This window comes from Pseudomonas sp. StFLB209, from assembly GCF_000829415.1.
In the GTDB taxonomy this organism is placed as follows: Bacteria; Pseudomonadota; Gammaproteobacteria; order Pseudomonadales; family Pseudomonadaceae; genus Aquipseudomonas.
This window is the reverse complement of record NZ_AP014637.1, coordinates 3,978,792-4,003,359: the sequence shown is the minus strand read 5'-3', so window position 1 is coordinate 4,003,359 and position 24,568 is coordinate 3,978,792. Positions and strand designations below refer to the sequence as shown.

24 protein-coding genes are annotated in these 24,568 nt (G+C 62.3%); 16 read left to right on the top strand and 8 right to left on the bottom strand.

Translation table 11 applies throughout. The features are described from left to right. Positions 1 to 31 precede the first annotated feature (31 nt). Both PSCI_RS17990 and PSCI_RS17985 read right to left on the bottom strand, forming a co-directional pair. Complete coding sequence (locus tag PSCI_RS17990) at positions 32 to 298, bottom strand: DUF1652 domain-containing protein (protein WP_045489696.1); 267 nt, start codon at positions 296 to 298, stop codon at positions 32 to 34. Positions 299 to 635: 337 nt separating this feature from the next. After that, positions 636 to 1,115 carry a GNAT family N-acetyltransferase gene (locus tag PSCI_RS17985; protein ID WP_045489693.1) on the bottom strand — a complete coding sequence of 160 codons (480 nt, stop codon included), beginning with the start codon at positions 1,113 to 1,115 and terminating at the stop codon, positions 636 to 638. A gap of 454 nt (positions 1,116 to 1,569) precedes the next feature. Between PSCI_RS17985 and PSCI_RS17980 the strand changes: the two genes are divergently transcribed. After that, a complete protein-coding gene (locus tag PSCI_RS17980) occupies positions 1,570 to 2,505 on the top strand; it encodes an alpha/beta hydrolase (RefSeq protein WP_045489691.1) in 936 nt (311 codons plus the stop codon). Position 2,506: 1 nt separating this feature from the next. Here PSCI_RS17980 and PSCI_RS17975 read toward each other — a convergent pair whose 3' ends face one another. The 5 genes from PSCI_RS17975 to paaY form a co-directional block, all read right to left on the bottom strand. After that, complete coding sequence (locus tag PSCI_RS17975; RefSeq protein ID WP_045489688.1) at positions 2,507 to 2,716, bottom strand: helix-turn-helix transcriptional regulator; 210 nt, start codon at positions 2,714 to 2,716, stop codon at positions 2,507 to 2,509. Beyond that, a complete protein-coding gene (locus tag PSCI_RS17970; protein ID WP_045489685.1) occupies positions 2,713 to 3,084 on the bottom strand; it encodes a hypothetical protein in 372 nt (123 codons plus the stop codon). Before PSCI_RS17970 ends, PSCI_RS17975 begins: the two co-directional genes overlap by 4 nt. 93 nt (positions 3,085 to 3,177) lie before the next feature. Next, the gene (locus tag PSCI_RS17965) at positions 3,178 to 5,109 is read right to left on the bottom strand and encodes a PAS domain-containing protein (RefSeq protein ID WP_144403389.1); all 1,932 of its coding nucleotides are present in this window, start codon (positions 5,107 to 5,109) and stop codon (positions 3,178 to 3,180) included. 311 nt (positions 5,110 to 5,420) lie between these two features. Next, positions 5,421 to 6,344 (bottom strand): phenylacetic acid degradation operon negative regulatory protein PaaX, encoded by a 924-nt coding sequence (gene paaX / locus PSCI_RS17960; protein WP_045489681.1) that lies wholly within the window; start codon positions 6,342 to 6,344, stop codon positions 5,421 to 5,423. Positions 6,345 to 6,411: 67 nt separating this feature from the next. Continuing rightward, positions 6,412 to 7,005, bottom strand: a complete 594-nt coding sequence (gene paaY, locus PSCI_RS17955) for a phenylacetic acid degradation protein PaaY (RefSeq protein WP_045489679.1) — start codon at positions 7,003 to 7,005, stop codon at positions 6,412 to 6,414. 330 nt (positions 7,006 to 7,335) lie between these two features. Between paaY and paaF the strand changes: the two genes are divergently transcribed. The 15 genes from paaF to paaZ all read left to right on the top strand — a co-directional run bounded on the left by paaF (position 7,336) and on the right by paaZ (position 23,269). Then, on the top strand, positions 7,336 to 8,109 hold the full coding sequence (gene paaF / locus PSCI_RS17950) for a 2,3-dehydroadipyl-CoA hydratase PaaF (RefSeq protein ID WP_045489677.1): 774 nt from the start codon (positions 7,336 to 7,338) through the stop codon (positions 8,107 to 8,109). Positions 8,110 to 8,138: 29 nt separating this feature from the next. Continuing rightward, positions 8,139 to 8,930 carry a 2-(1,2-epoxy-1,2-dihydrophenyl)acetyl-CoA isomerase PaaG gene (gene paaG, locus PSCI_RS17945; RefSeq protein WP_045489674.1) on the top strand — a complete coding sequence of 264 codons (792 nt, stop codon included), beginning with the start codon at positions 8,139 to 8,141 and terminating at the stop codon, positions 8,928 to 8,930. A gap of 3 nt (positions 8,931 to 8,933) precedes the next feature. Continuing rightward, complete coding sequence (paaH, locus tag PSCI_RS17940) at positions 8,934 to 10,454, top strand: 3-hydroxyacyl-CoA dehydrogenase PaaH (protein WP_045489671.1); 1,521 nt, start codon at positions 8,934 to 8,936, stop codon at positions 10,452 to 10,454. Next, the gene (gene paaI, locus PSCI_RS17935) at positions 10,444 to 10,890 is read left to right on the top strand and encodes a hydroxyphenylacetyl-CoA thioesterase PaaI (protein ID WP_045489669.1); all 447 of its coding nucleotides are present in this window, start codon (positions 10,444 to 10,446) and stop codon (positions 10,888 to 10,890) included. Before paaH ends, paaI begins: the two co-directional genes overlap by 11 nt. Further along, positions 10,883 to 12,103 carry a 3-oxoadipyl-CoA thiolase gene (gene pcaF, locus PSCI_RS17930; RefSeq protein WP_045489666.1) on the top strand — a complete coding sequence of 407 codons (1,221 nt, stop codon included), beginning with the start codon at positions 10,883 to 10,885 and terminating at the stop codon, positions 12,101 to 12,103. Before paaI ends, pcaF begins: the two co-directional genes overlap by 8 nt. An 80-nt stretch (positions 12,104 to 12,183) precedes the next feature. Further along, the gene (gene paaK / locus PSCI_RS17925) at positions 12,184 to 13,509 is read left to right on the top strand and encodes a phenylacetate--CoA ligase PaaK (RefSeq protein WP_045489664.1); all 1,326 of its coding nucleotides are present in this window, start codon (positions 12,184 to 12,186) and stop codon (positions 13,507 to 13,509) included. Positions 13,510 to 14,080: 571 nt separating this feature from the next. Next, a complete protein-coding gene (paaA, locus tag PSCI_RS17920) occupies positions 14,081 to 15,073 on the top strand; it encodes a 1,2-phenylacetyl-CoA epoxidase subunit PaaA (RefSeq protein ID WP_045489661.1) in 993 nt (330 codons plus the stop codon). Between the two features lie 15 nt (positions 15,074 to 15,088). Beyond that, entirely contained in the window at positions 15,089 to 15,370 is a 282-nt protein-coding gene (gene paaB / locus PSCI_RS17915) for a 1,2-phenylacetyl-CoA epoxidase subunit PaaB (protein WP_024764426.1), read from the top strand. Between the two features lie 10 nt (positions 15,371 to 15,380). Next, positions 15,381 to 16,142 (top strand): 1,2-phenylacetyl-CoA epoxidase subunit PaaC, encoded by a 762-nt coding sequence (gene paaC / locus PSCI_RS17910; RefSeq protein WP_045489636.1) that lies wholly within the window; start codon positions 15,381 to 15,383, stop codon positions 16,140 to 16,142. Further along, on the top strand, positions 16,129 to 16,677 hold the full coding sequence (paaD, locus tag PSCI_RS17905) for a 1,2-phenylacetyl-CoA epoxidase subunit PaaD (RefSeq protein WP_045489633.1): 549 nt from the start codon (positions 16,129 to 16,131) through the stop codon (positions 16,675 to 16,677). Before paaC ends, paaD begins: the two co-directional genes overlap by 14 nt. 24 nt (positions 16,678 to 16,701) lie before the next feature. Next, positions 16,702 to 17,778 (top strand): 1,2-phenylacetyl-CoA epoxidase subunit PaaE, encoded by a 1,077-nt coding sequence (gene paaE / locus PSCI_RS17900; protein ID WP_045489629.1) that lies wholly within the window; start codon positions 16,702 to 16,704, stop codon positions 17,776 to 17,778. A 147-nt stretch (positions 17,779 to 17,925) separates the two neighbouring features. Further along, complete coding sequence (locus PSCI_RS17895) at positions 17,926 to 18,234, top strand: DUF485 domain-containing protein (RefSeq protein WP_045489627.1); 309 nt, start codon at positions 17,926 to 17,928, stop codon at positions 18,232 to 18,234. Next, positions 18,231 to 19,877, top strand: coding sequence for a cation acetate symporter (locus PSCI_RS17890; RefSeq protein WP_045489625.1), 1,647 nt, complete (start codon positions 18,231 to 18,233; stop codon positions 19,875 to 19,877). The genes PSCI_RS17895 and PSCI_RS17890 overlap by 4 nt, the downstream gene beginning before the upstream one ends. 67 nt (positions 19,878 to 19,944) lie before the next feature. Next, positions 19,945 to 21,171, top strand: coding sequence for an OprD family porin (locus tag PSCI_RS17885; RefSeq protein ID WP_045489622.1), 1,227 nt, complete (start codon positions 19,945 to 19,947; stop codon positions 21,169 to 21,171). Positions 21,172 to 21,208: 37 nt separating this feature from the next. After that, positions 21,209 to 23,269: a phenylacetic acid degradation bifunctional protein PaaZ gene (paaZ, locus tag PSCI_RS17880; RefSeq protein ID WP_045489619.1), complete on the top strand. Its 2,061-nt coding sequence runs from the start codon at positions 21,209 to 21,211 to the stop codon at positions 23,267 to 23,269. On the opposite strand, the gene PSCI_RS28240 is transcribed toward paaZ, so the two are convergent. Next, positions 23,266 to 24,465 carry a GGDEF domain-containing protein gene (locus PSCI_RS28240; RefSeq protein WP_158497591.1) on the bottom strand — a complete coding sequence of 400 codons (1,200 nt, stop codon included), beginning with the start codon at positions 24,463 to 24,465 and terminating at the stop codon, positions 23,266 to 23,268. The two genes, paaZ and PSCI_RS28240, sit on opposite strands and share 4 nt — an antisense overlap. Positions 24,466 to 24,568 lie beyond the last annotated feature (103 nt).

The following is a 24,568-nucleotide window of genomic DNA, read 5'->3' as shown; positions in this document are numbered from 1 at the left end:
GCGTCGACCGAAGCACAGCCGTAACGGTTACTCAGGCCATGCGCGAGTAGAGTTGGGGCTGGGCGACACTGTGCAATTCGTCGCGCAGTTCAGCCACCAGGTTGCTGATCTCACGACTGGTATTCAACCGGCCCAGGGAAATGCCGGTGACGAACAGATTGACCTGGCCGGTACTGGGTTCAGTGATCTGTACGGTCATCGACTGATCCTGCGCAATGGTGCAGGTGCAGTTCAAAGGCAGAAAAGCGCCTTCCACGATACTTCTCAGCTCAAGAGTAGACAGTCCACAAGCGATCATTAGCCATCTCCTTATTTGCAAGCACAACAGGTTTAACCCTGCACACTTACGCTTATTGTCCAATCAAAAGTTATAATCAGAAAATATTCTGACTTTAAGGATTACCGCCAAACCAGCGGCGATCTTCAACCCTTATACGCGCCGCCCGAAAGTGGAGCAATCAACATCCGACTAACGAGCCAGCATTATGCTACTTATCCGACAGTGGGTCATTGAAAAATCGTTTCACCGTTTTATTGAACAACGGTTCGAATACACCTTGTTAAACAATGAACCTGAGTTGTTAAAAACTATCAAGCAGGCGGTCTTTAAGACCGCCATCCAACACACGGCCTCATCACTCCGGCCGCAACAACCTTAAATGAATCAACGCCACCGAAGCGCCCTGCTTGTCGCGGCGCTCTTCAATCGCAAAAGGACGCAGCCCCAGACGGGAGTAAAACAGCAGGCCGGTGACGTTGTGGTTGAAGCACGAAGCGGTCATTTCCTTGGCCTCGTGTTTATCGAACGCAATTTCAGCCATGCAGCCGATCAGATAACGGCCTACGCCTTTACTGCGTGCGCGGGCAGCGATGATGACATTGCCCAACGTGCAGCGACCGCGAAAATCACAGCGCACAAAGTTGGCGTAGCCCACCACTTCACCGTTGTTCTCGATCACCGTCGGGTCTGAACGCTGCTCAAGCGATTCGTGCAATTGCGCCGCGGTCAGCGGCCAGCTCGCCCGGGGGAACATGTAGAACAGTTCGTCGGCATTCTGTGGCAAGGCGCAGACGGCGGCGACGTCTTTCTCTTCCAGAGCACGGTAAAGCAGCATGGGCAATAACCTCTTGAAGAAACTGGAGGGTGCACCATAGCGCATTGTGCCAACGGTCGGGTGCGCAGTTGCATTGTGCCTTATCACTGAGCAGCTTTATGGCCGCTCGAAATCACTGCCCGCTTAGCATGCGCCGAACGCTCAACCGGCCTGAGTGAGCGTGCCAGGCCTTTCACAACCCCGTCGGGTGGCAATCAGCCAAGCCCGCGTGCGGACCACTTTCGCTCTGCCTGCGCACCTGTCAGTACAGCACCCTCTGGCCACCTGCGCGCATCTGTCTGTCGGCTAACCGGTCGATAACAAGACCGGGAGCTGCCACCTGCACCGCCCATTGATTGCCTGACAGCGGGGCGTACTGGGCAATAAGCAATATTCTGTAACCGATCTTTCCTGCACTATCGTGCAATGCCACCCTATAAACGGCATCTATGTCATTTTGGTTACGGGATTCAACATGCCTTCAGACTTGCCTGCCCGTCGCGGACTTCGTCGCCTGACCTGGGTGTTGATGACCCTGATCATCATCGGCCTGCCCGTAGGTTGCACCCTGCTCGAACGCAAAGAGCGCGAACTGGTGTTTCGTATCGAACCGGGCACCGCCAGTTGGTACGGCGGCCTGCCAGCCGGGGTTCAGGAACTGGAACTCAAGGCCCCCGACTTCGGTCCTGCACAAAACATTCACGCCTGGTGGTGGCCCGCGCCGCGCAAGGATGCCCCGGCCGTGCTTTACCTGCATGGCTCGCGCTGGAACCTGACCGGTCAGTTGTTCCGTATCGAGCAACTGCGTGCCTTGGGCTTCTCGGTATTGGCCATCGACTACCGCGGTTTCGGCCAGAGCAAAGGCGAGCTGCCATCGGAGAAAAGCGTATATGAAGACGCACGCATTGCCTGGCAGCGGCTCAAACTGCTGCAACCGGACCCTGACCGCCGCCTGATCTACGGCCACTCGCTCGGTGGCGCGGTGGCCGTGGACCTGGCCGCAGAACTGGGCCAGGAAGATCTGCCACAAGCTCGGGCACTGGTCATCGAGTCGACCTTCACCAACCTTGCCGACGTCGCTACCGCGATCGCCAGCAGCTATACCTCACTGCCGGTGCGCTGGCTGCTGTCGCAGAAGTTCGACTCGCAAGACAAGATCGCTGACATCCACATGCCGGTGCTGATCGTCCACGGCACGGACGACCGCTACGTGCCGCCGCGCTTCAGTGAGCAACTCTATGCCGCCGCCGTAGAGCCGAAAAAACTCTTGCTGGTGCCCGGCGGCAGCCACAACAACAGCATGCGCCTGGGCCGTCAGGCCTACAGCGAAGCCCTCCAGGCGCTGCTGCGCACCCCCACACCACGGACCCAGGCCACCCAGCCGGCCAGCCGGCCTGGGCAGGCGGGTTAGCTCAGTTGGTCGGCACAGCGTCCTGATCTTGGAAAATCGCCTCGATGGGCAGGCCAAATACCCGCGATATCTGGAACGCCAGGGGCAGGCTGGGGTCGTAGCGGCCATTCTCGATGGCGTTGACGGTCTGCCGCGATACGCCCAGGCGGCTGGCCAGATCCTCCTGAGACCAGCGCCGCTCGGCGCGCAGCACCTTGAGCCGATTGTTCACCGGTAGCGCCGCGAAGCGATCAACAGGCCCAGCATCCACATCGCCGCCATCAGTGGCCAGACCACAAACAGTGACAGCTTTGGCAGGCCGACGTTTTCCAGAAAACCGTAGCTGAAGGTCAGTAATGCGCTGGCCGCAAAAGCAAAACCCAGTGCCTCGAACTGAATGCGCAGTTGCAGCTCATCCATCCGCCGCAGTTGCCGGACCACTGCCCAACACACCAACAGGCAAGGCAATACCGGTGCGACACTGATGGCGATGCGGGTCGCAGCGCCCAGGCCATCGACGGTCAACATCAGCAGAGAAATCAGCAAAACCAGCATATAGCAGCCCATGGCCAGGCCAAACTCGCGCAAGTAGGGACTCATGAAAAAACCTCGTCAATGTAAAGCACGCTTTACACCCTGCCTCAGAGACTGCCAGATGTAAAGCTTACTTTCCATCGGGAATGCTACCGTGACTTAACCCTCGCGCTCCAGCATGTCGAAAATACGCGCCGCGAAGGCCTCCATGGTGAAGGGTTTGGTCATGATCCACATGCCGGGGTCGAGGTGGCCATTGCCGATAATGGCGTTTTCCGCATAACCGGTGATGAACAGCACGCTCAGCTGCGGGCGCAGCGAGCGTGCCGCATCGGCCAACTGCCGGCCATTCATGCCGCCCGGCAAGCCGACATCGGTAACCAGCAGATCGACCCGGATATCACTTTCCAGTAACCGCAATGCGCTGGCGCCTTCCGGCGCCTCGATCACCGCGTAGCCGCGGTCTTCGAGCACTTCGCTGACCAGCATGCGAATGGTCGGTTCATCGTCAACGATCATCACCGTGCGCAGCGACGGTGCCTGAGCGACCTCACTGGCCTGCTCGTCAGGCTCATCCGCCACCTCATCCTGATAGTGACGCGGCAAGTACAGGCACATGGTCGTGCCCTGACCGGGCTCGGAATAAATCCGCACCTGGCCGCCCGACTGGCGGACAAAGCCATAGACCATCGACAGCCCCAGCCCAGTGCCCTGCCCCAGCGGCTTGGTGGTGAAAAACGGGTCGAAGGCCCGCGAGATGATCTCTGGAGTCATGCCGGTCCCGGTGTCGGTCACACATAACGACAAGTACTGCCCAGGCGACAGGTCACGAACCCTCGATTCGCGCTCATCGATCCACTTATTGGCCGTCTCAATGGTAATCCGGCCGCCGTTCGGCATCGCATCCCGGGCGTTGAGACACAGATTGAGCAAGGCATTTTCCAGCTGCGGTGCATCAATGAACGTCGACCACAGACCGATGGCGGTCACCACTTCCACGGCAATGTGCGGCCCGACCGAACGCCGCACCAGCTCTTCCATGCTGCTGACCAGACGATTTACGTCCACCGCTTTGGGGTCCAGCGTCTGGCGCCTGGAAAAAGCCAGTAAACGGTGAGTCAGCGAGGCCGCACGGCGAGCGGCGTCCTGGGCAGTGGCCGCATAGCGATCAATATCGTTATAGCGCCCCTGGGTCAGGCGCGTACGCAACAGTTCCAGCGCGCCGTTGATACCGGTCAGCAGGTTGTTGAAGTCATGCGCGATGCCGCCGGTCAACTGACCGACCGCTTCCATTTTCTGTGACTGGCGCAGCGCTTCCTCGGCCTGCTTCAAACGCTCCTGCTCGCGCAGTCGCTCACTGATGTCATAGGCAAACAGGTAGGCGCCCACCGGTTGCCCGTCAGCGTCGCGCAAGGAGCTGTAGCGAATTTCATAGTGACGGTGTGGTTCACCGAAGTGGGTGATCTCAATGAATTCCTCGCCCGCCAGCACCCGGCCCCAGAGCTTGCGCACCTTTTCGCGCACCTCAGGCTGGCCCTGCAGCGCGTCAAGAATACTCTCGCCAACCTGGGGTTTGACGCCGTACAGCCGCTCAAACTCCCAGACCGCCACCGCGTTGATTGCCAGCCAGCGATAGTTCCGATCAATCACATGGATGCGCGCGTCAGTGCCATTGACCACATCGGCCAGCACATTGCGCTCGGCCACCGCATCACGCACGCGGCTTTCCAGGGTCTCGTTCAACTGCTGCAGGGCCAGCTCGGCACGTCTGCGGGCGGTGATGTCCTGAAATAGCACGGCAACCTGCCGGCAACTGGCCGGTTCGATACGAAACGCCGCCAATGCCAGGTAGCGCCCGGTGGCGACCAGTTCGCGCTCGAAGCGGATCGGCTCGCCGGTGCGCAGCACTTCACCGTACAACTGCACCCAGCCATCGGCTTCGGCACCGACCATCTCGCGCACTTTCTGGCCGACCACATTGCTGATCCCGGCGTGAAAGGCGTAGGCCGCGTTGGCCTCAATGTGGATGTAGTCGCTGAGCGGGCCGTGCGGGCCGTCGAAGAACTCGATGATGCAAAAGCCCTCGTCCATCGAGTCGAACAGAAAGCGATAGCGCTCTCGGGACTGGGCCAGGGCGCTTTGGGCTTGCTGGTCAAGGATCGCCATCTGCTGGCGCAGGCGGGCATTTTCGTCTTCGAGGCTCTGCAGCCGGTTGCGCAGGCTCTGGATTGGGTGGTCGGTCAAGGCGTGAAGTCCCGATGTAAGGTGCCGCTCTGGCGACAGGCAGGACGACAGCAGCACGCTACGAGAAAAAGCGTGCGCTGGCAAAGACAATCCACTCGTTTGCAAGGCGTTGATGCGCAGCCAATACCGAATCAGAGCGTTTCAACAATATCGTTGGCTCAGCGCAAGCCGCCAAAGCGCTGCCAGAAATTTTCTCCCACATCCGGCAACGGGCCGTCGGCGGTTTCCAGTACACCGGCCAGCCATTCTTCGGCCTTGCCGCAGACCAGCCGGTAGATATTGCGGCACAACTGACGCGCCGCGCGGCCTTCCCAGTCGCCGGGCAGCAACTGGTCGGGCAACTGCGGGTCGCGCAGCAGCAGGCGACGGTATTCATGGACCAACAGGGTCCGGGCCAGGAAGCAGTCTGCGCCGCTGAGGTTGTCTTGCTCGCGCAGCGCCTGCCACAACGGCCGGAACAGCTGGATGAACTCACTGTAATGGCGGCCCAGTTCGTCAATATTCCAGCTCTCGCGCACCTGCATGCGCAGCGCTCTGGACGCCAGCACATCCTGCGCCTTGGTCTCGAACACGATACTGTCGTCCAATGCATCGAGCGCTTGCAGGCTGGCATTGAGCTCCGCCTTGTCACAGCGCGGGCTGGCCAGCACCGTCGTAGAGATAGCGGCAAAGCCCTGCCACTCCAGCTCTTCACGCACCTGTTTGCGTTTATCGGCGCTCAATTGCGACAGCATCACCAGGCACCAGACACCGTCCCAGGCCGGGACGCTGGCGCTGTACACCCGTTTGAAGGCTTGCTCGAAGCGCCGCCGCCCGGTGCCGGTTAGGCTGTAATAGCTGCGGCGCCCGACTTTTTCGGCGCTCAGCCAGCCCTCTTTGCTCAGGCGAAAGATCGAGGTGCGGATCAGCCGCTCATTGATCCCCACCGGCTCCAGCAACTGGATCAGGCTGCCCAGCCAGACCGTGCCGCCATGAGGTTCGATGGCATCGCCGTACAGGGTGATGATCAACGAACTGGCGCGGATCGGGGTGCGCTCCTGGAAGCGCTGGATAAGGTGATTCAGCGGGGCAAGGGACGACATGGGCTTACCGGACAACGAAAAGGATGCCGAATATACCGCCCGCCACCGATCGCCGCGAGTCTGCCCATCAACCGGCAGCCTTGGGCCGATGGGCACTGGCACTGATACGGGGCCGGTCTGGCTCGGCCTCCAGCAACGGTTCACACGCCACCAGACTGTGCTGGCAGCGCCGGGCAAGCGCCTGATACTCACGGGTACCGGCCTGTTTCCAGGCAACCTCGTCATCACTGAGCAGGCGTTTGACGCTGGCCGGAGAGCCCATCACCAGCGATTGCTCGGCGCAACTGAAATTCGCCTTGACCAGGCTGGCGGCGGCGACAAACGACCGCGCACCGATTTGGGCTGCATCCATTACCACGGCATTGATACCCACCAGAACATCCGCGCCGATACGGCAACCGTGCAGCACGGCGCCGTGGCCGATATGGCCGTTGCGCCCCACCACCGTGTCGCTGTCAGGGAAACCATGCATGACGCAGGTGTCCTGCAGGTTGGCGCCCTCCTCCAGCACGATGCGCCCGAAATCGCCGCGCAGGCTGGCCAGCGGCCCGACATAGCAGCCAGGGCCAATGATCACATCACCAATCAATACCGCAGAAGGATGCACATAAGCGGTGGGATGAACCACCGGAGTCAGGCCATCAAGGCTGTAGCAGGTCATGGGTAATCCTCTGGCCGGGAACGCCCGGCAGGTGGGCTGCAGACACACCACCTTCCTATAAAAACAACCCTTAAATCAATGAAAATTATTGATAAACGTATCGTATAAAGATCTGAAAAATACAGGAAAAAACTAATACAAACGCCTGATAAATAATGCTTTTACTAAAAAAAACCGGATAAAAACAAACACACTAGACACAAAAACAAATACACAAATCTGTTTTTCCGTATCGCGTTATGCCTATACTCATTTCAGCCCGCCTCACAGAGCGCGCCTTTCCAATAATCAGCGGTGCTCACACCGCCCTTGCTGCCGGAGGACTGCCCCATGCCTCAGACCCTTGTCATGACCACGCCGATGACCGGTGTGCGGCTGCTGACCCTGCACCGGCCCGAGGCGCTGAACGCCCTGAACACCGCGCTGCTGGGTGACCTGGCCGAGGCGCTTGAGGTGGCAGCGGCAGACCCTGACATCCGGGCGGTGGTCATCACCGGCAGCCGCAAAGCGTTTGCCGCTGGCGCCGATATCCACGAAATGGCAGAGCGCGACATGGTCGGCATCCTTGACGACCCACGCCAGGCACACTGGCAACGCATCGGCGCCTTTAGCAAACCGCTGATCGCCGCCGTCAACGGCTTCTGCCTCGGCGCTGGCTGTGAACTGGCGATGCATGCCGACGTGATCATCGCCGGTGAAGATGCCCGTTTCGGGCAACCGGAAATCAACCTTGGCATCATGCCCGGCGCCGGCGGCACCCAACGCCTGCTGCACGCGGTGGGCAAGTCACTGGCGATGCAGATGGTGCTTACCGGCCTGCCGATCGATGCCCGTCACGCCCGGCGCGCCGGGCTGGTCAGCGAGCTCACCCAGCCGGAGTTCACCGTTGACCGGGCCCTGGAGATCGCCCGCGTCATCGCCAGCAAAGCGCCGCTGGCGGTCCGCCTGGCCAGGGAGGCCGTGCTCAAGGCCCAGGACCTTGACCTGGCCAGCGGCCTGCGCTTCGAACGCCATGCCTTCACCTTGCTGGCCGGCACCGCCGACCGCAACGAAGGCATTCAGGCTTTTCAGGCAAAACGCGCTCCGGCGTTCACCGGCCGGTAATCCTTCGTCCTGCACAGAGAGCTCCAGCCATGGACTTTGAGCACATCCTGTTTTCCATCGAGGACGGCGTTGCCTTCCTTAGTCTCAACCGCCCCGAGCAACTCAATAGCTTCAATGCCGCCATGCATCTGCAAGTGCGCGAAGCACTCAAACAGGTTCGCCAAAGCAGCACAGCACGGGTGCTGCTGCTCACCGGTGAAGGCCGGGGCTTTTGTGCCGGCCAGGACCTGTCTGACCGCAATGTCGCACCGGGCAGCGCGATGCCGGATCTGGGCGAGTCCATCGACACATTCTATAACCCGCTGATCCGCAGTCTGCGCGACCTGCCATTACCGGTGATCTGCGCGGTCAACGGCGTGGCCGCCGGTGCCGGGGCGAATATCCCGCTGGCTTGCGACCTGGTGCTGGCCGCCCGCTCGGCAAGCTTTATCCAGGCGTTTTGCAAAATCGGCCTGGTGCCCGACTCCGGTGGCACCTGGCACCTGCCGCGCCTGGTGGGCATGGCAAGGGCCAAGGCACTGGCCCTGCTTGGCAACAAACTGAGCGCCGAGCAGGCCGAGCAATGGGGGCTGATTTATCAGGTACACGACGATGCCGATCTGCGCGACGAAGCCCTCAAGCTGGCCCGGCATCTGGCGACCCAGCCCACCTACGGCCTGGCCCTGATCAAACGCGCGCTCAACGCCAGTGCGCACAACAGCCTTGATGCGCAACTGGAACTGGAGCGCGACCTGCAACGCCTGGCCGGACGCAGCGAGGATTACCGCGAAGGCGTATCGGCATTCATCAACAAACGCACTGCGACTTTCAAAGGACGCTGAACAATGACCGCACTGGACACCAGCAGCATCGTCGCGGTGATTGGCGCCGGCGCCATGGGCGCAGGGATTGCCCAAGTGGCCGCGCAGGCCGGTCATCGCGTCTGGCTATTCGATACCCACCAGGGCGCCGCCGCCCAGGCCATCAGCGGGATTGACCGGCAACTGGCGCGGCTGGTCGACAAAGGCCAACTGGATGCCTCGCAGCGCCGCGTGATTGCCGCGCGCCTGCAACCGGCAGACAGCCTCCAAGCGCTGGCCGACGCCGCGCTGGTGATCGAAGCGATCGTGGAAAACCTCGACCTCAAGCGCCAGCTGTTCGAGCAACTGGAAAGCATCTGCAGCGCCCACTGCATCCTGGCCAGCAACACGTCGTCATTGTCGCTCACCCGGCTGGCGGCCGGCCTCAAGCATCCTCAGCGGATACTCGGCATGCACTTTTTCAATCCGGCACCGCTCATGGCGCTGGTCGAAATTGTCTCGGGCCTGGCCAGCGACCCGCAACTGGCAGCGCGCCTGTATGACACCGCCGACGCCTGGGGCAAACAGCCTGTGCACACCCGCTCGACACCCGGCTTTATCGTCAACCGGGTAGCACGCCCGTTTTATGCCGAAAGCCTGCGCCTGCTCCAGGAAGGCGCCGCCGACTGCGCCACCCTCGACGCGCTGCTGCGCGATGCCGGTGGCTTTCGCATGGGCGCCTTCGAGCTGACCGACCTGATCGGCCATGATGTCAATTACGCGGTGACCTGCTCGGTGTTCGACGCTTACCACGGCGACATGCGCTTCCAGCCTTCACTGGTCCAGAAGGAGCTGGTCGATGCCGGCCATCTGGGACGCAAAAGCGGTCGCGGCTTCTATGACTACAGCGAGACGGCAGAGCGCCCCCAGCCGCAGGAAATCAGCAGCCCGCTGCACATTGACAGCTGCGCAGTGGAGGGCGATCTGGGCATTGCCGCGCCGCTGATTACGCGCCTGCAACAGGCCGGCGTGCAGGTCACCCAACGCGCCGGCAGCGGAGTGATCCGGGTCGGAACGGCCACGCTGGCGCTCAGTGACGGACGGCTGGCCAGCCAGCGCGCCCAGGCACAAGGCATCGACAATCTGCTGCTGTTCGACCTGGCACTGGATTACCGCCGCGCCGCACGCATCGCCATCAGTTGCGCTGCCGACACCTCGGTACTGGCCTGCCAGCAGGTCGTGGCGCTGCTGCAGCGTGCCGGGTTCAAGGTCAGCCTGCTCAGCGACACCCCGGCGCTGGCAGTGCTGCGTACTGTAGCGATGCTGGCCAACGAGGCGGCTGATGCCCTGCTGCACGGGGTGGCCAGCGCAGCGGACATCGACTTGGCCATGTGCGCTGGCGTCAACTACCCGCTTGGACCACTGGCCTGGGCCGATGCCATCGGCCCGCAACGGCTGCTGACGACCCTCGACAACCTGCAAGCCGCCTATGCTGAGCCACGCTATCGCCCGTCACTGCTGTTGCGCCGCCGCGCCACCGAAGGGAGGCACCTGCATGACACTTGACCCGCAACAACTGGCGCAGCGCTGCGCCAGCACCTTGTACGAACGCGACGCCGCCAGCCAGGCCATGGGCATGCACCTGCTGAGTGTCGGCCCCGGCAGCGCAAAACTGAGCATGCGGGTACGTGCCGACATGCTGCAGGGCGTCGGCACCTGCCATGGCGGTCATCTGTTTGCCCTGGCCGACTCGGCCTTCGCCTTTGCCTGCAATACCTACAACGCGGTCACCGTAGCGATTGGCTGCAGCATCGACTATGTGGCGCCTGCGCAGCTCGACGACCTGCTCACCGCCAGCGCCAGTGAACAGAGCCGCAGCGGCCGCACCGGCAACTACGACGTGCGTATCGAAAACCAGCACGGGCAGCTGATTGCCCTGTTTCATGGCAAATCCTACAAGGTGCGCGGCACCCTGCTCGACCTGGAGACTCCTGATGAGTGATACCCAGAACCCTCAAGCGCTGATCATCGACGCGATCCGCACCCCCATTGGCCGCTACGCCGGCGCGCTGGCCAGCGTGCGCGCCGACGATCTGGGCGCCGTGCCGATTCGCGCCTTGATCCAGCGCCATCCACACCTGGACTTCAGCCAGATCGACGACGTGTTCTACGGCTGCGCCAATCAGGCCGGTGAAGACAACCGTAATGTCGCGCGCATGTCGGCACTGCTTGCCGGCCTGCCGGTCAGCGTAGCGGGCACCACCCTCAACCGCCTGTGTGGCTCGGGCCTGGATGCGGTGGGCAGTGCAGCTCGGGCGATTCGTGCCGGTGAAGCCGGTCTACTGATCGCCGGCGGCGTCGAGTCAATGTCCCGCGCCCCCTTTGTAATGGGCAAGTCCGAGCAAGCCTTCGGCCGCGCTGCCGAGCTGTTCGACACCACCATTGGCTGGCGCTTCGTCAATCCGCTGCTGAAGGCGCAGTTCGGTATCGATTCGATGCCGGAAACCGCCGAGAACGTCGCAGCACAATTCAATATCTCCCGCGCCGACCAGGATGCCTTCGCCCTGCGCAGCCAGCACAAGGCCGCTGCGGCGCAAGCCAATGGCCGCCTGGCACAGGAAATCACCCCAGTTGCAATCAGCCAGCGCAAAGGCCCGGCCAGGCTCATTGAACAGGACGAGCATCCCCGCGCCGATACCAGCCTGGAGCAACTGAGCAGGCTCGGCACCCCGTTCCGCGAAGGTGGCAGCATCACCGCCGGCAATGCCTCAGGGGTCAACGACGGCGCCTGCGCCCTGTTGCTGGCCAGCCCGGCAGCGGCGCGCCGCCATGGCCTGAAGGCCCGTGGGCGGGTGGCAGGAATGGCCACGGCAGGCGTCGCCCCCCGGATAATGGGCGTCGGCCCTGTCCCTGCAACCCGCAAGGTGCTGGAACTGACCGGCCTGAGCCTGGCCGACATGGACATCATCGAACTCAACGAAGCCTTCGCCGCCCAGAGCCTGGCCGTGCTGCGCGAACTGGGGCTGGCCGACGACGACCCGCGGGTCAACCCCAACGGCGGCGCTATTGCCCTGGGGCATCCATTGGGCATGAGCGGTGCACGACTGGTCACCACGGCCTTGTATGAACTGGAAAACCGCCAGGGCCGCTACGCGCTGTGCACCCTGTGCATCGGCGTCGGCCAGGGCATCGCGCTGATTATCGAAAGACTCTGATACCGATAAACACCATTGGCCACCCAGGCGAGGAGTCTTCTCCTCATCAGCACTCAAACATAAAAATAACCGAGTGAACCATGAACATGATCGCCGCCAATAGCCCCGCTAGCGCCTTGCTCGACCCGCTCGAGACCGCCAGCATCGACCAGTTGCGCCAGCACCAGCTCGACCGCCTGCGCTGGAGTCTCAAGCACGCCTACGACAATGTGCCGCTGTACCGCCAGCGCTTTGACGAACGTGGCGTGCACCCTGATGACTTGGGTACTCTGGAAGACCTCAGCCAGTTTCCGTTTACCGCCAAGAGCGACCTGCGCGACAACTACCCCTTCGGCATGTTTGCCGTGCCACAGAGCGAGGTGGTGCGCCTGCATGCCTCCAGTGGCACCACCGGCAAGCCGACCGTGGTCGGCTACACCCAGAACGATATCGACACTTGGGCCAACGTGGTGGCCCGCTCGATTCGTGCGGCAGGCGGCCGCCGTGGCGACAAAGTGCATGTCGCTTATGGGTACGGTTTGTTTACCGGCGGACTGGGCGCGCACTACGGCGCTGAGCGGCTGGGCTGCACGGTGATCCCGATGTCGGGCGGGCAGACCGAAAAGCAGGTGCAACTGATTCAGGACTTCCAGCCCGACATCATCATGGTCACGCCGTCCTACATGCTGAACCTGGCCGATGAGTTCGAACGCCAGGGCATCGACCCGCATCAACTGAAACTGCGCCTGGGGATTTTCGGTGCCGAGCCGTGGACCGCCGAGCTGCGCCGCGCCATGGAACAGCGTCTGGGCATCACCGCCCTGGATATCTACGGCCTGTCGGAGATCATGGGGCCGGGCGTCGCCATGGAGTGCGCCGAAACCAAGGACGGCCCGACGGTCTGGGAAGATCATTTCTACCCGGAAATCATCGACCCGGCGACCGGTGCGGTGTTGCCCGACGGCGAAATGGGCGAACTGGTGTTCACCTCACTGTCCAAGGAAGCGCTGCCGATGGTCCGCTACCGCACCCGCGACCTGACCCGGTTGCTGCCGGGCACAGCGCGGCCAATGCGGCGCATCGACAAGATCACAGGGCGCAGTGACGATATGTTGATCATTCGCGGGGTGAATGTGTTTCCGACGCAGATCGAAGAGCAGATTCTCAAGATCGGCCAGTTGGCCCAGGTCTATGAGCTGCATCTGCATCGTAACGGCAACCTGGACAGCGTCGATGTGCATGTTGAGCTCAAGCATGACCTGCAAGGGCTGGCGGCCCCGCAGCAGCAACAGGTCGCCGACGAGCTGGGGCGCCGGATCAAGACCCATATCGGGATCAGTTCACGGGTGCTGATCCAGCCGTTTCATACCCTCAAGCGGTCTGAGGGCAAGGCTTGTCATGTGTTTGACAAGCGGCCCAGCGCGTGAGCCCTCATGCGCAGGGCAATCTGCCGAACTAATGCCGATCATCCGGGAGGAGCCGGCCGACGCCCCGGTCTGCTGGCGACTTCAGCGGCGAACCAGTAGCTGATGTGTTGGTTTTACTGGCCCTGTCGCCAGCAAAGATGCCTCCCACATTGACCGACTGGACCTTAACTGATCGGCATTAATCTGTGACTGGCTTTAGCCGGGAAGACCTTTCGCTTTACGCAAGGGGCTGCGCCGCACTTGTGTTTGTTTCGGGCTGTGACCCGCTGTAAACGCGCAAAGGTGACTAAAAACCACCACCGCCGCAGCCAATGCTGCCCATCCATAAAAAACCTTAAAAACGACAATTAAATTTTTCCTGTATCACTTATCACCAACCAAGCACTCGAAAATCACCCCAAAAAACCTGCATAAAAGCCCATAAACAACATACGCAACCTGATACCAACCCTATAAAGCGATACGAAACCAAAATACAAAACATAAATTTCTGTTTGATATTTTTTTGTGTATCACTTAAAACTGTCTCAAGGGCCCAAACCACCTACCCACCACACGCGGGAGACGCAGCATGTACGCACAACTGGTCGAGACCGGCGTCAAGCGCATCAAGGCACTGCAAGACATGTCGCCCGAGGAACGGGCGTTTCAGGAAAAAATCGACGCCGAGATCAAGATCGAGCCAAAGAACTGGATGCCCGATGCCTACCGGCAGACCCTGATCCGGCAAATATCCCAACACGCGCATTCGGAAATCGTCGGCATGCTGCCCGAAGGCAACTGGCTAACCCGCGCCCCGACCCTCAAGCGCAAGCTGCAACTGATGGCCAAGATCCAGGACGAAGCCGGCCACGGCCTGTACCTCTACAGCGCTATGGAAACCCTCGGCGCCGACCGCGACGAAGAAATCGCCAAACTGCACAACGGCCAGGCCAAGTACTCCAGCATTTTCAACTACCCCACCTTGAGCTGGGCCGACATGGGCGCAGTGGGCTGGCTGGTCGACGGCGCTGCCATCGTCAATCAGGTCGTCCTGCAACGCACCTCCTACGGTCCCTACTCACGGGCCATGGTGCGCATCTGCAAGGAAGAAAGCTTCCACCAGCGCCAGGGCTATCAACTGCTGCTGACCATGATGAAAGAAGGCACCCAGGCCCAGAAAGACATGGTCCAGGACGCCATCAACCGCCTGTGGTGGCCAGCGCTGATGATGTTCGGCCCAAGCGACGCCGACTCGCCCAACAGCGCCCAGTCCATGGCCTGGAAAATCAAGCGCCAGAGCAACGACGAGTTGCGCCAGCGCTTCGTCGACCAGACCGTGCCGCAACTGCAACTGCTCGGCTGCACAGCCCCCGACCCGGACCTGAAGTGGAACGCCGAACGTGGTCACTATGACTTCGGCGAAATCCAGTGGCAGGAGTTCTATGAAGTGCTCAAGGGCAACGGCCCGTGCAACCAGGAACGGGTCGCCAAACGCCGCCAGGCCATTGAAAACGGCGCCTGGGTCCGTGAAGCCGCCGTGGCCTACGCGCAAAAACAACACGCCAGGCACACCGCCGCCTGATCGGGAGACACCGCCATGTCCGAATGGACCCTGTTCGAAGTGTTCGTGCGCAGCAAGCATGGACTCAATCACAAACATGTTGGCAGCGTGCATGCCGCCGACGCCGCGATGGCGATCGAGAATGCCCGCGAGCTATACACCCGGCGCAACGAAGGGGTGAGCCTGTGGGTGGTGCCTTCGGCGCTGATTACCGCGTCCTCGCCAGACGAGAAAGACCCGTTGTTCGACCCGGCGCAAGACAAGGTCTACCGGCATGCCAGCTTCTATGAACTGCCGCCTGAAGTCGGCCACATGTGAGGAACCGAGCATGAACCCGTCTGCCGACCTTATTGAATACCTGCTGCGTCTGGGTGACAGCGCCCTGATCCAGGGCCAGCGCCTGTGCGAGTGGTGCGGCAGTGCACCGGCCCTGGAAGAAGAGCTGGCGTTGATGAATGTGGGCCTGGATCTGATTGGCCAGTCGCGCAACTGGCTGGAGTACGCCGCCGAGCTGCTGGACGACGGCCGCGATGCAGATCATCTGGCGTTTCGCCGCGATGAGCGCGCCTTGCGCAACCTGCTGCTGGTCGAACAACCCAACGGCGATTATGCCGTGACCATGACCAAGCAATTTCTGTATGACGCCTGGCATTTACAGATGCTGCGCGGGCTGAGCAGTTCCAGTGATGAGCGTATCGCCGGCATCGCCGCCAAAGCGTTCAAGGAAGTCACCTATCACCTGCGCCGCTCCGGCGAATGGGTCGAGCGGTTGGGCGATGGCACCGACGAAAGCCATCGGCGCATGCTCAACGCCATTGATCAGCTATGGCGCTTCACGGTCGAGCTGACCGCCGCTGATGAGCTGGAGCAGCGCCTGTTCGAGGCGGGTATCGCCGCCAACCCGCAACAAGTGGCCGATGCCTGGCAAAGCACGGTGGCCGACCAGTTGGCCCGCGCCACCCTGCCACTGCCCGCGCCGGCCAGCCCGTTCTACCTCAGTGGCCGGCAAGGCTTGCACAGCGAACATCTGGGCCTGCTGCTGGCAGAAATGCAGTCGCTGCACAGGAGTCATCCCGATGCGACCTGGTGAACAGCCAAGCCCCGAACTGATCGCGGGCGACCGTGGTGCGCGGCCGCTGCAGCCTGGCGATCTGGCCCATGCCTGGGCGGTGCTTGGCAATGTCATGGACCCCGAAGTGCCGGTGGTCAGCGTGGTCGAGCTGGGGATTGTCCGTGATCTGGGCTGGCAGGGCGGCCACCTGCATGTGGTGGTGACCCCAACCTACTCGGGTTGCCCGGCCACCGAGGTGATCGAGCAGGACATCGCCGCGGCGCTGGAACAGGCCGGCTTTGCTGCGCCGCAGCTGGAGCGGCGCCTGACCCCGGCGTGGACCACCGACTGGCTCAGCGCCAGCGGCCGCGAGCGGCTGCGCGGTTATGGCATCGCCCCGCCTGAGGGCAGCGTCAGCAAACGCAGCCTGCTGGGCGAGGCAGCACAGATCAACTGTCCGCAGTGCGGCAGCGCACACACCGAGCGGCTCAGCGAGTTTGGTTCCACAGCCTGCAAAGCGCTGTATCGCTGCCGCGACTGCCTGGAACCTTTCGATTACTTCAAGTGCATCTGAGCGGCCTGCTGCAGGAGAACAATAATGAGCAAATTCCACAGCCTGACCGTCAGCGACGTACGCACCGAAACCCGTGATGCGGTATCGATTGCCTTCGACATTCCGCCTGAACTGGCCGAGCGCTTTCGTTTCGAACACGGTCAGCATCTGGTGATGCGCACCCATCTGGACGGCAAAGAAGTGCGCCGCTCCTACTCGATCTGCACCGGCGCCAACGATGGCGAACTGCGCGTGGCGATCAAGCGGGTCGCCGGCGGGATGTTCTCGGCCTGGGCCAACGACCGTCTCAAGGTCGGCCAGCAACTGGAGGTCATGCCACCGGCCGGGCATTTCAGTGTGCCACTCGACCCGGCGCGCCATGGCCGCTATCTGGCGGTGGCCGCCGGCAGCGGCATCACCCCGATCCTGTCGATCATCAAAACCACCCTGCAGAGCGAGCCGCACAGCCAGGTCACGCTGATCTACGGCAACCGCTCCAGCACTGCCGCGATGTTTCGCGAGCAACTCGAAGACTTGAAAAACCGCTACCTGCAACGCCTGAACCTGATCTTCGTGTTCAGCCGCGAGCAACAGGATGTCGAGCTGTACAACGGGCGCATCGATGCCGACAAATGCAGCCAGTTGTTCAGCCGCTGGATCAACGTCAAGGCGCTGGATGCGGCGTTTATCTGCGGTCCGCAAGCGATGACCGAGACCGTGCGCGAGCAGCTTCGGGCCAACGGTCTGCCAAGCGAGCGCATTCACTTTGAGCTGTTCGCCGCAGCGGGCAGCAGCCACACCCGCCAGGCCCGCCAGATCGCCGCCCAGGCAGGCAGCGCCACGAGCCAGATCACCGTGATCAGCGACGGTCGCGAGCTCTCTTTCGCCCTGCCCCGCAACAGCGTCAGCGTGCTCGAAGCCGGTAACGCCCAGGGCGCCGAGCTGCCGTATTCGTGCAAGGCCGGCGTGTGCTCGACCTGCAAATGCAAGGTGATCAGCGGCGAGGTGGAAATGGACAGCAACTTCGCCCTGGAAGATTACGAAGTCGCCGCCGGCTACGTGCTGTCGTGCCAGGCCTTCCCGTTGAGCGACCAGGTGGTGCTGGATTTTGACCAGCGCTGAACCCATAGGCGCCGCCGGGCGATCGCCCAGCGGACCACACAGACCCTAACCGATCGGTATTGCGCCTGCGAGCCCGTTAGCAGCGGATGCATCCCTGCCCCCGCCACACCGCGTTTCTAAAACAATCACAAAAAAGAGAGCCGCCCCATGACGCCACAGGACATCGAACAGTTACAGCGCCACCCCGACTTCATCGAGCTGGTCAAGCGCAAGCAACGCCTGACCTGGTCGCTGACCCTGATCATGCTGGGGATTTACTATGGCTTCGTCGTATTGATGGCCTTCTACCCACAGACACTGGGCCGCTCGCTCAGCGGTGGGGTGACCAGCCTGGGGATCGTGCTGGCCGTTGCGGTGATCCTCCTGTCGTTTGTGTTGACCGCCCTGTATGTGCGCCAGAGCAACCGGGTGCTCGATCCGCTGACCGAAAAACTGTTGCAGCAGGTGCAGCCATGAAGCCTTCGCTGCTGGTCACTGCCCTCGGCAGCCTGTTGTGCAGTGCCAACGCGCTGGCCGCCGACGCGCCTGCACGGCCATTGAACTGGCATGCCATCGGCATGTTTGTGGTGTTCGTGCTGTTCACCCTCGGGGTGACCCGCTGGGCGGCATTGCGGACCCGCTCGGCCAGCGACTTCTACACCGCAGGCGGCGGCATCACGGGTTTGCAGAACGGTCTGGCGATTGCTGGCGACATGATCAGCGCGGCGTCGTTCCTGGGGATCTCGGCGATGATCTTCATGGTCGGCTATGACGGTCTGCTGTACTCGCTGGGCGTCGTCGCCGCCTGGCCGATCATTCTGTTCCTGATTGCCGAGCGGTTGCGCAACCTGGGCAAATACACCTTTGCCGATGTGGTGTCGTACCGTTTGCAACAGACACCCATCCGTATCACGGCCGCGTTCGGCACCTTGATCGTGGCGCTGATGTATCTGATGGCGCAGATGGTCGGTGCCGGCAAACTGATCGAGCTGCTGTTCGGTATCAGTTACCTGCAAGCGGTGCTGCTGGTCGGGGTGCTGATGGTGTGCTACGTCACTTTCGGCGGCATGCTGGCCACCACCTGGGTCCAGATCATCAAGGCCGTGATGCTGCTCTCGGGCGCCAGCTTCATGGCGTTCATGGTCTTGCGCCACTTCAACTTCAGCACCGAGGCGATGTTCGCCGGTGCGGCAGCGGTGCATGCCAAGGGGGCCGCGATCATGGCGCCGGGCGGCATGCTCAGCAGCCCCATCGACACCCTGTCGCTGGCAGTGGGGATGATGTTCGGCACGGCGGGTCTGCCGCATATCCTGATGCGTTTTTTCACCGTCAAGGATGCCCGCGAGGCGCGCAAGAGCGTGCTGTATGCCACCGGTTTCATCGGCTACTTCTACCTGCTGCTGATCGCCATCGGCTTCGGCGCAATTGTCATGGTCGGCACCGATGCGGCCTTTCGCGACGGCACTGGCGCCATCATCGGTGGCGGCAATATGGTCGCGGTGCATCTGGCCCAGGCGGTCGGCGGCAGCCTGTTTCTCGGTTTCATCTCGGCCGTGGCCTTCGCCACCATTCTGGCGGTGGTCGCGGGCCTGGCCTTGTCTGGCGCCTCGGCAGTGGCCCACGACCTGTATGCCTGCGTGATCCGTAAAGGCCAGGCCAGCGAGCGCGAAGAGATGCGCATGTCGCGCCTGACCACCCTGGTGATCGGCGTGCTGGCGGTCATTCTCGGTTTGCTGTTCGAGTCGCAGAACATCGCCTTCCTGTCAGGTCTGGTGCTGGCGATTGCCGCCTCGGTGAATTTCCCGGTGCTGTTGCTCTCGATGTTCTGGAAAGGCCTGACCACCCGTGGTGCGGTGGCCGGCAGCCTGGCGGGCCTGATATCGGCGGTGGTGCTGCTGGTCTTGAGCCCGGTGGTGTGGGTCAAGCTGCTTGGCCACGACACAGCATTGTTCCCCTACTCCAACCCCGCGCTGTTCTCCATGAGCTGCGCGTTTGCCTGCGCCTGGCTGTTCTCGGTCACCGACCGCTCCGAACGCGCCACTCAGGAACGTGGCCGCTACCTGGCGCAGTTCATTCGCTCGATGACCGGGCTGGGGGCTGCGGCGGCCAGCCGGCATTAGGTTCTGGATAAACACTTTCGCATTGATCGCGGCTCAGTCCGCTCCTATAACCGACGGAACAATAACAATGCATAACGTCCGTGTTTCTGCCTCATTGCTGCTGGCCATGGGAGCCGCCAGCGCCCAGGCCGGTTTTGTCGAAGACAGCAAGGCCAGCCTGGAGATGCGCAACTTCTACCTGAACCGCGACTTTCGCCAGAGCGATGCGCCTCAGGCCAAGGCTGAAGAATGGGCGCAAGGCTTCACCGCCCGCCTGACGTCGGGCTTTACCGAGGGCACCGTGGGTCTGGGCGTGGACGCCATCGGCGAACTGGGTATCAAGCTCGACTCCAGTGCCAGCCGGCGCAATACCGGGCTGCTGGCATTCGACCCGGCCAGCGGTGAGCCGATCGACCAGTACAGCGAACTGGGCATCGCGGCCAAACTGCGGGTGGCGAAAACCGTTCTGAAACTCGGCACCTTGCAACCCATGCTGCCGGTGGTGACCTATAACGACACCCGTCTGCTGTCGTCGACCTTTCAGGGCGGCATGCTGACCTCCACAGACATCGACGGCCTGACCATCAATGCCGGACGCCTGACCCGCGCCAACCTGCGCGATTCGTCCAGCCGCGATGCGATTGGCTACGGCGCCGCCAGCAGCGACGCGTTTGACTTTGCCGGTGGCAGCTACGCGTTCAGCCCGCGACTGACCGCCAGTTACTACTACGGCAAGCTCACCAACATCTACCGCCAGCACTTTATCGGCCTGGTGCACAGCGTGCCGCTGGGGACGAACTTGAGCCTGCGCAGTGACCTGCGCTATTTCGACAGCGGCAACGATGGCCAGCAACGCGCCGGGCGCATCGATAACCGCAACCTCAACGGCATGTTCACGCTGGGCTACGGCGGGCACAAAGTCGGCCTGGGCTTTCAGCGCATGTCGGGCGACAGCGCCTTTGCGTTTCTCAATGGCGGTGACCCGTACTCGGTCAACCTGGTGACCTATAACACCTTTACCCGCGCCGAAGAGGACGCCTGGCAACTGCGTTACGACTATGACTTTGCTGCCCTCGGCGTGCCGGGCCTGAGCTTCATGACCCGCTATGTCGATGGCCGCAATGCGCGCACCGCCAGCGGCGATCACGGCGAAGAATGGGAACGCAATACCGATATCGCCTACGTGCTGCAAAGCGGCCCGTTTAAGGGCTTGAGCATGCGCTGGCGCAACCTGACCTTTCGCTCCGGCAACGGGCTGAGCACCGATCTGGACGAGAACCGGCTGATCCTGGGCTACACCCTGGCGCTTTGGTAGTGCTGGCCCCGCCCACCATAAATGTGGAGACACTCTGATGAGCAACGCCCCTACCCTGCAAAGTTTTATCGCTGGTCGCTGGATTGGCGAGCATGGCGCCGCCTCGCTGCGCAGCGCTGTCAATGGCCAGGGCATTGCCCACACGCATGACGAGCCGCTGGATTTCAACGAGGCCCTGGAGCACGCGCGCCGGCAAGGCCGTGACAGCCTGCTGGCTCTGGATTTCCAGCAGCGCGCCGCATGCCTGAAGGCGCTCGGCAACTACCTGCTCGAACGCAAGGAACTGCTGTACAGCCTGTCGCACCATAGCGGCGCCACGCGGACCGATAGCTGGATCGACATCGAGGGCGGTGCCGGTACGCTGTTCGCCTATGCCAGTATCGGCCGCCGCGAACTGCCCTCGGGCAACCTGCTGCACGAAGGCCCGGCCATGCCGCTGGGCAAGCTGGGCAGCTTCGTTGGCAGCCATATTCTGGTGCCGCGCGGCGGCGTGGCAGTGCATATCAATGCGTTCAACTTTCCAATCTGGGGGATGCTGGAAAAGTTTGCGCCGAGCTTTCTGGCCGGCATGCCGTGCATCGTCAAACCGGCCACCGCGACCAGTTACCTGGCCGAAGCGACCGTGCGCCTGATGCACGAGTCCGGCTTGCTGCCCGCTGGCAGCCTGCAACTGATCATCGGCAGCACGGGCGATTTGCTTGACCGCCTGCAAGGTCAGGATGTGCTGACCTTCACCGGCTCGGCCGACACCGCCGCGAAACTGCGCGTCAACCCTAACCTGATCCGCCAGTGCGTGCCGTTCAACGCCGAGGCCGACTCGCTGAACTGCGCGATCCTCGCCCCGGAAGTGACCCCGGACGATCCGGAGTTCGAGCTGTTCATCAAGGAAGTGGCCCGCGAGATGACCGTCAAGGCCGGCCAGAAGTGCACCGCCATCCGCCGCGCCATCGTGCCGGCCAGACACATCGATGCGGTCGCGCAACAGTTGCATGCGCGGCTCAGTAAAGTGGTGGTCGGCGACCCGTCAGTGGAAGGCGTGAAGATGGGCGCCCTGGCGTCCCATGCGCAACAGGCCGACGTTACCGAGCGCTTGCAGCTGCTGCTGGCCAGCAGTGAGCTGCTGCTGGGGGCCGCCGACGGTTTTGCGCCGCGTGGCGAAGGGGTGGCCGAGGGCGCGTTCTTTGCCCCGACCCTGCTGCGCAGCCGCAACCCGCATGCCGAGGGCGGCGCCCACGATATCGAAGCGTTTGGCCCGGTCAGCACATTGATGGCCTACGAGGATCTGGACGAGGCCATTGCCCTGGCCGCCCGTGGCAAAGGCAGCCTGGTTGCCAGCCTGATCACCAAAGACCCGCAGGTCGCCGCCAAAGTGGTGCCCGCCGCAGCCGCGCTGCATGGTCGGCTGCACATTCTCGACCGTGAATCAGCCGCCGAGTCCACCGGCCATGGCTCGCCCCTGCCCCAACTCAAGCACGGCGGCCCCGGGCGGGCCGGCGGCGGTGAGGAACTGGGCGGTCTGCGGGCGGTGAAACACTACCTGCACCGCAGCGCCGTGCAAGGCTCGCCGAGTATGCTCATGGCCGTCACCGGCGAGTACGTGCGCGGTGCCAGGCTGATCGAAACCGAAGTCCACCCCTTCCGCCGCTATTTTGACGACCTGCAGATCGGCGAATCGCTGCTGACCCATCGGCGCACCGTGACCGAAGCTGACCTGGTCAACTTTGGCTGCCTGTCGGGGGATCACTTCTACATGCATTTTGACGAGATTGCCGCCCGCCAATCGCAGTTCGGCAAGCGCATCGCCCACGGCTACTTCGTACTCTCTGCGGCCGCCGGGCTGTTCGTCTCCCCCGCAGAGGGTCCGGTACTGGCCAACTATGGCCTGGATACGCTGCGCTTCATCAACCCGGTGGGCATTGGTGACACGATCCGTGCGCGGCTGACCTGCAAGCGCAAGATCGACCAGGGCAAGCTCAGCGCCAGGGACGAACCGCAAGGGGTGGTGGCCTGGGATGTGGAGGTGACCAACCAGCACGACGAGTTGGTGGCCAGTTACGACATCCTGACCCTGGTGCTCAAACGCTCAAGCCTTGCTTAACCGGCGATCTCGCCGACTTCGACCCGGTCACGGTGCTGCTTGGCCCGGTACAGCGCCTGGTCTGCGGTGCGCAGCAGCGCATCGAAGCTGTGCTGCAGATGGCGGCTGCCGGACTGGGTCAGACCGGCACTGAACGCAATCGGCAATGGCAACTGCGGGTCCAGTTCGCGACTGGCCAGCGCATCGCGCAGGCGCGCCATAAAAACCTGCGCCTGGGCGACATCGGTGTGCGGAAACATCAACAGAAACTCTTCCCCGCCCCAGCGCACGAACACATCGCTATGACGCTTGAGCGAAAACACCGCCGCCGAGAACGCCTGCAAGGCACTGTCGCCCACCGCATGGCCGTACTTGTCATTGATGTTCTTGAAGTTGTCCAGATCGATCATCGCCACCGTCAGCGGATAGCTGCCGAGTGCGGCCTGCGCCCATTGCTGGTTGAGAATCGGCTGGGCGCCGCGCCGGTTCAAGGCCCCGGTCAGCACGTCGGTGATGCTCAGTTGCAGGGCCTGCATGCGCAAGTGCTCCTGAAGCATCAGGGCAAAGCCGAGGGTAAACAGGAATGACACCGTAAAATCCACCAGCAGCGCCATCCGCGAGGGCATGTCCGGCTCGTCATAAGGCAGCGGCGGGATCGGCTCGATCAATAGGCTGACACATGACCACAGCTGGAAGCCGAAGGCGAACACCTGGGTCGCGGCAATCCCCCAAGCGCCGCGATAAGTCCTCAACAGCCCGGCACAGACCCGCATCTGCACGGCAATCGCCAGCGCCGCCACCCCGGCAAACCAGGGAAGAATCCAGGAAGTGTCGATCAACGCCACCGCCAGAGCCAGATAGCCGGCCAGCGGCACCAGCACCCAGCCGAGCTGCTGGCCGAGGCGTCCCGGCAGCCCGACAAAATGACGCAACGCCACGGTATGACAACCAATACTGGCAATCAGCAGACCGGTGCTGGCCAGCAAGGCAGCGCGTGGCGACAGAATCTCCAGCCAGTGCAGCGACGGCAGCAACAGGCCGGGCTGGAGCATTTCGGCAACCCGGTACGAGGTATTGCACAGTTCACCCAACAGCCACCAGTGCAGGGCCTTGTTGCTGCGCCCCGCACCGACATACGACAGGCACAGCAATAGCGCCGTCATGATCCCGAACGGAGTGATGATCAACAGTAACGAGAAGGGATCGCTGAGCAACATGAACGGCGGCTTCTGGACAAAGGGCTGCAAGCACCCTCGCATTATGTCAGAGCGCCAGCAATTTGACTCTGCCCGATGGGCAGATAGTTTTCAGCCCGCCAGA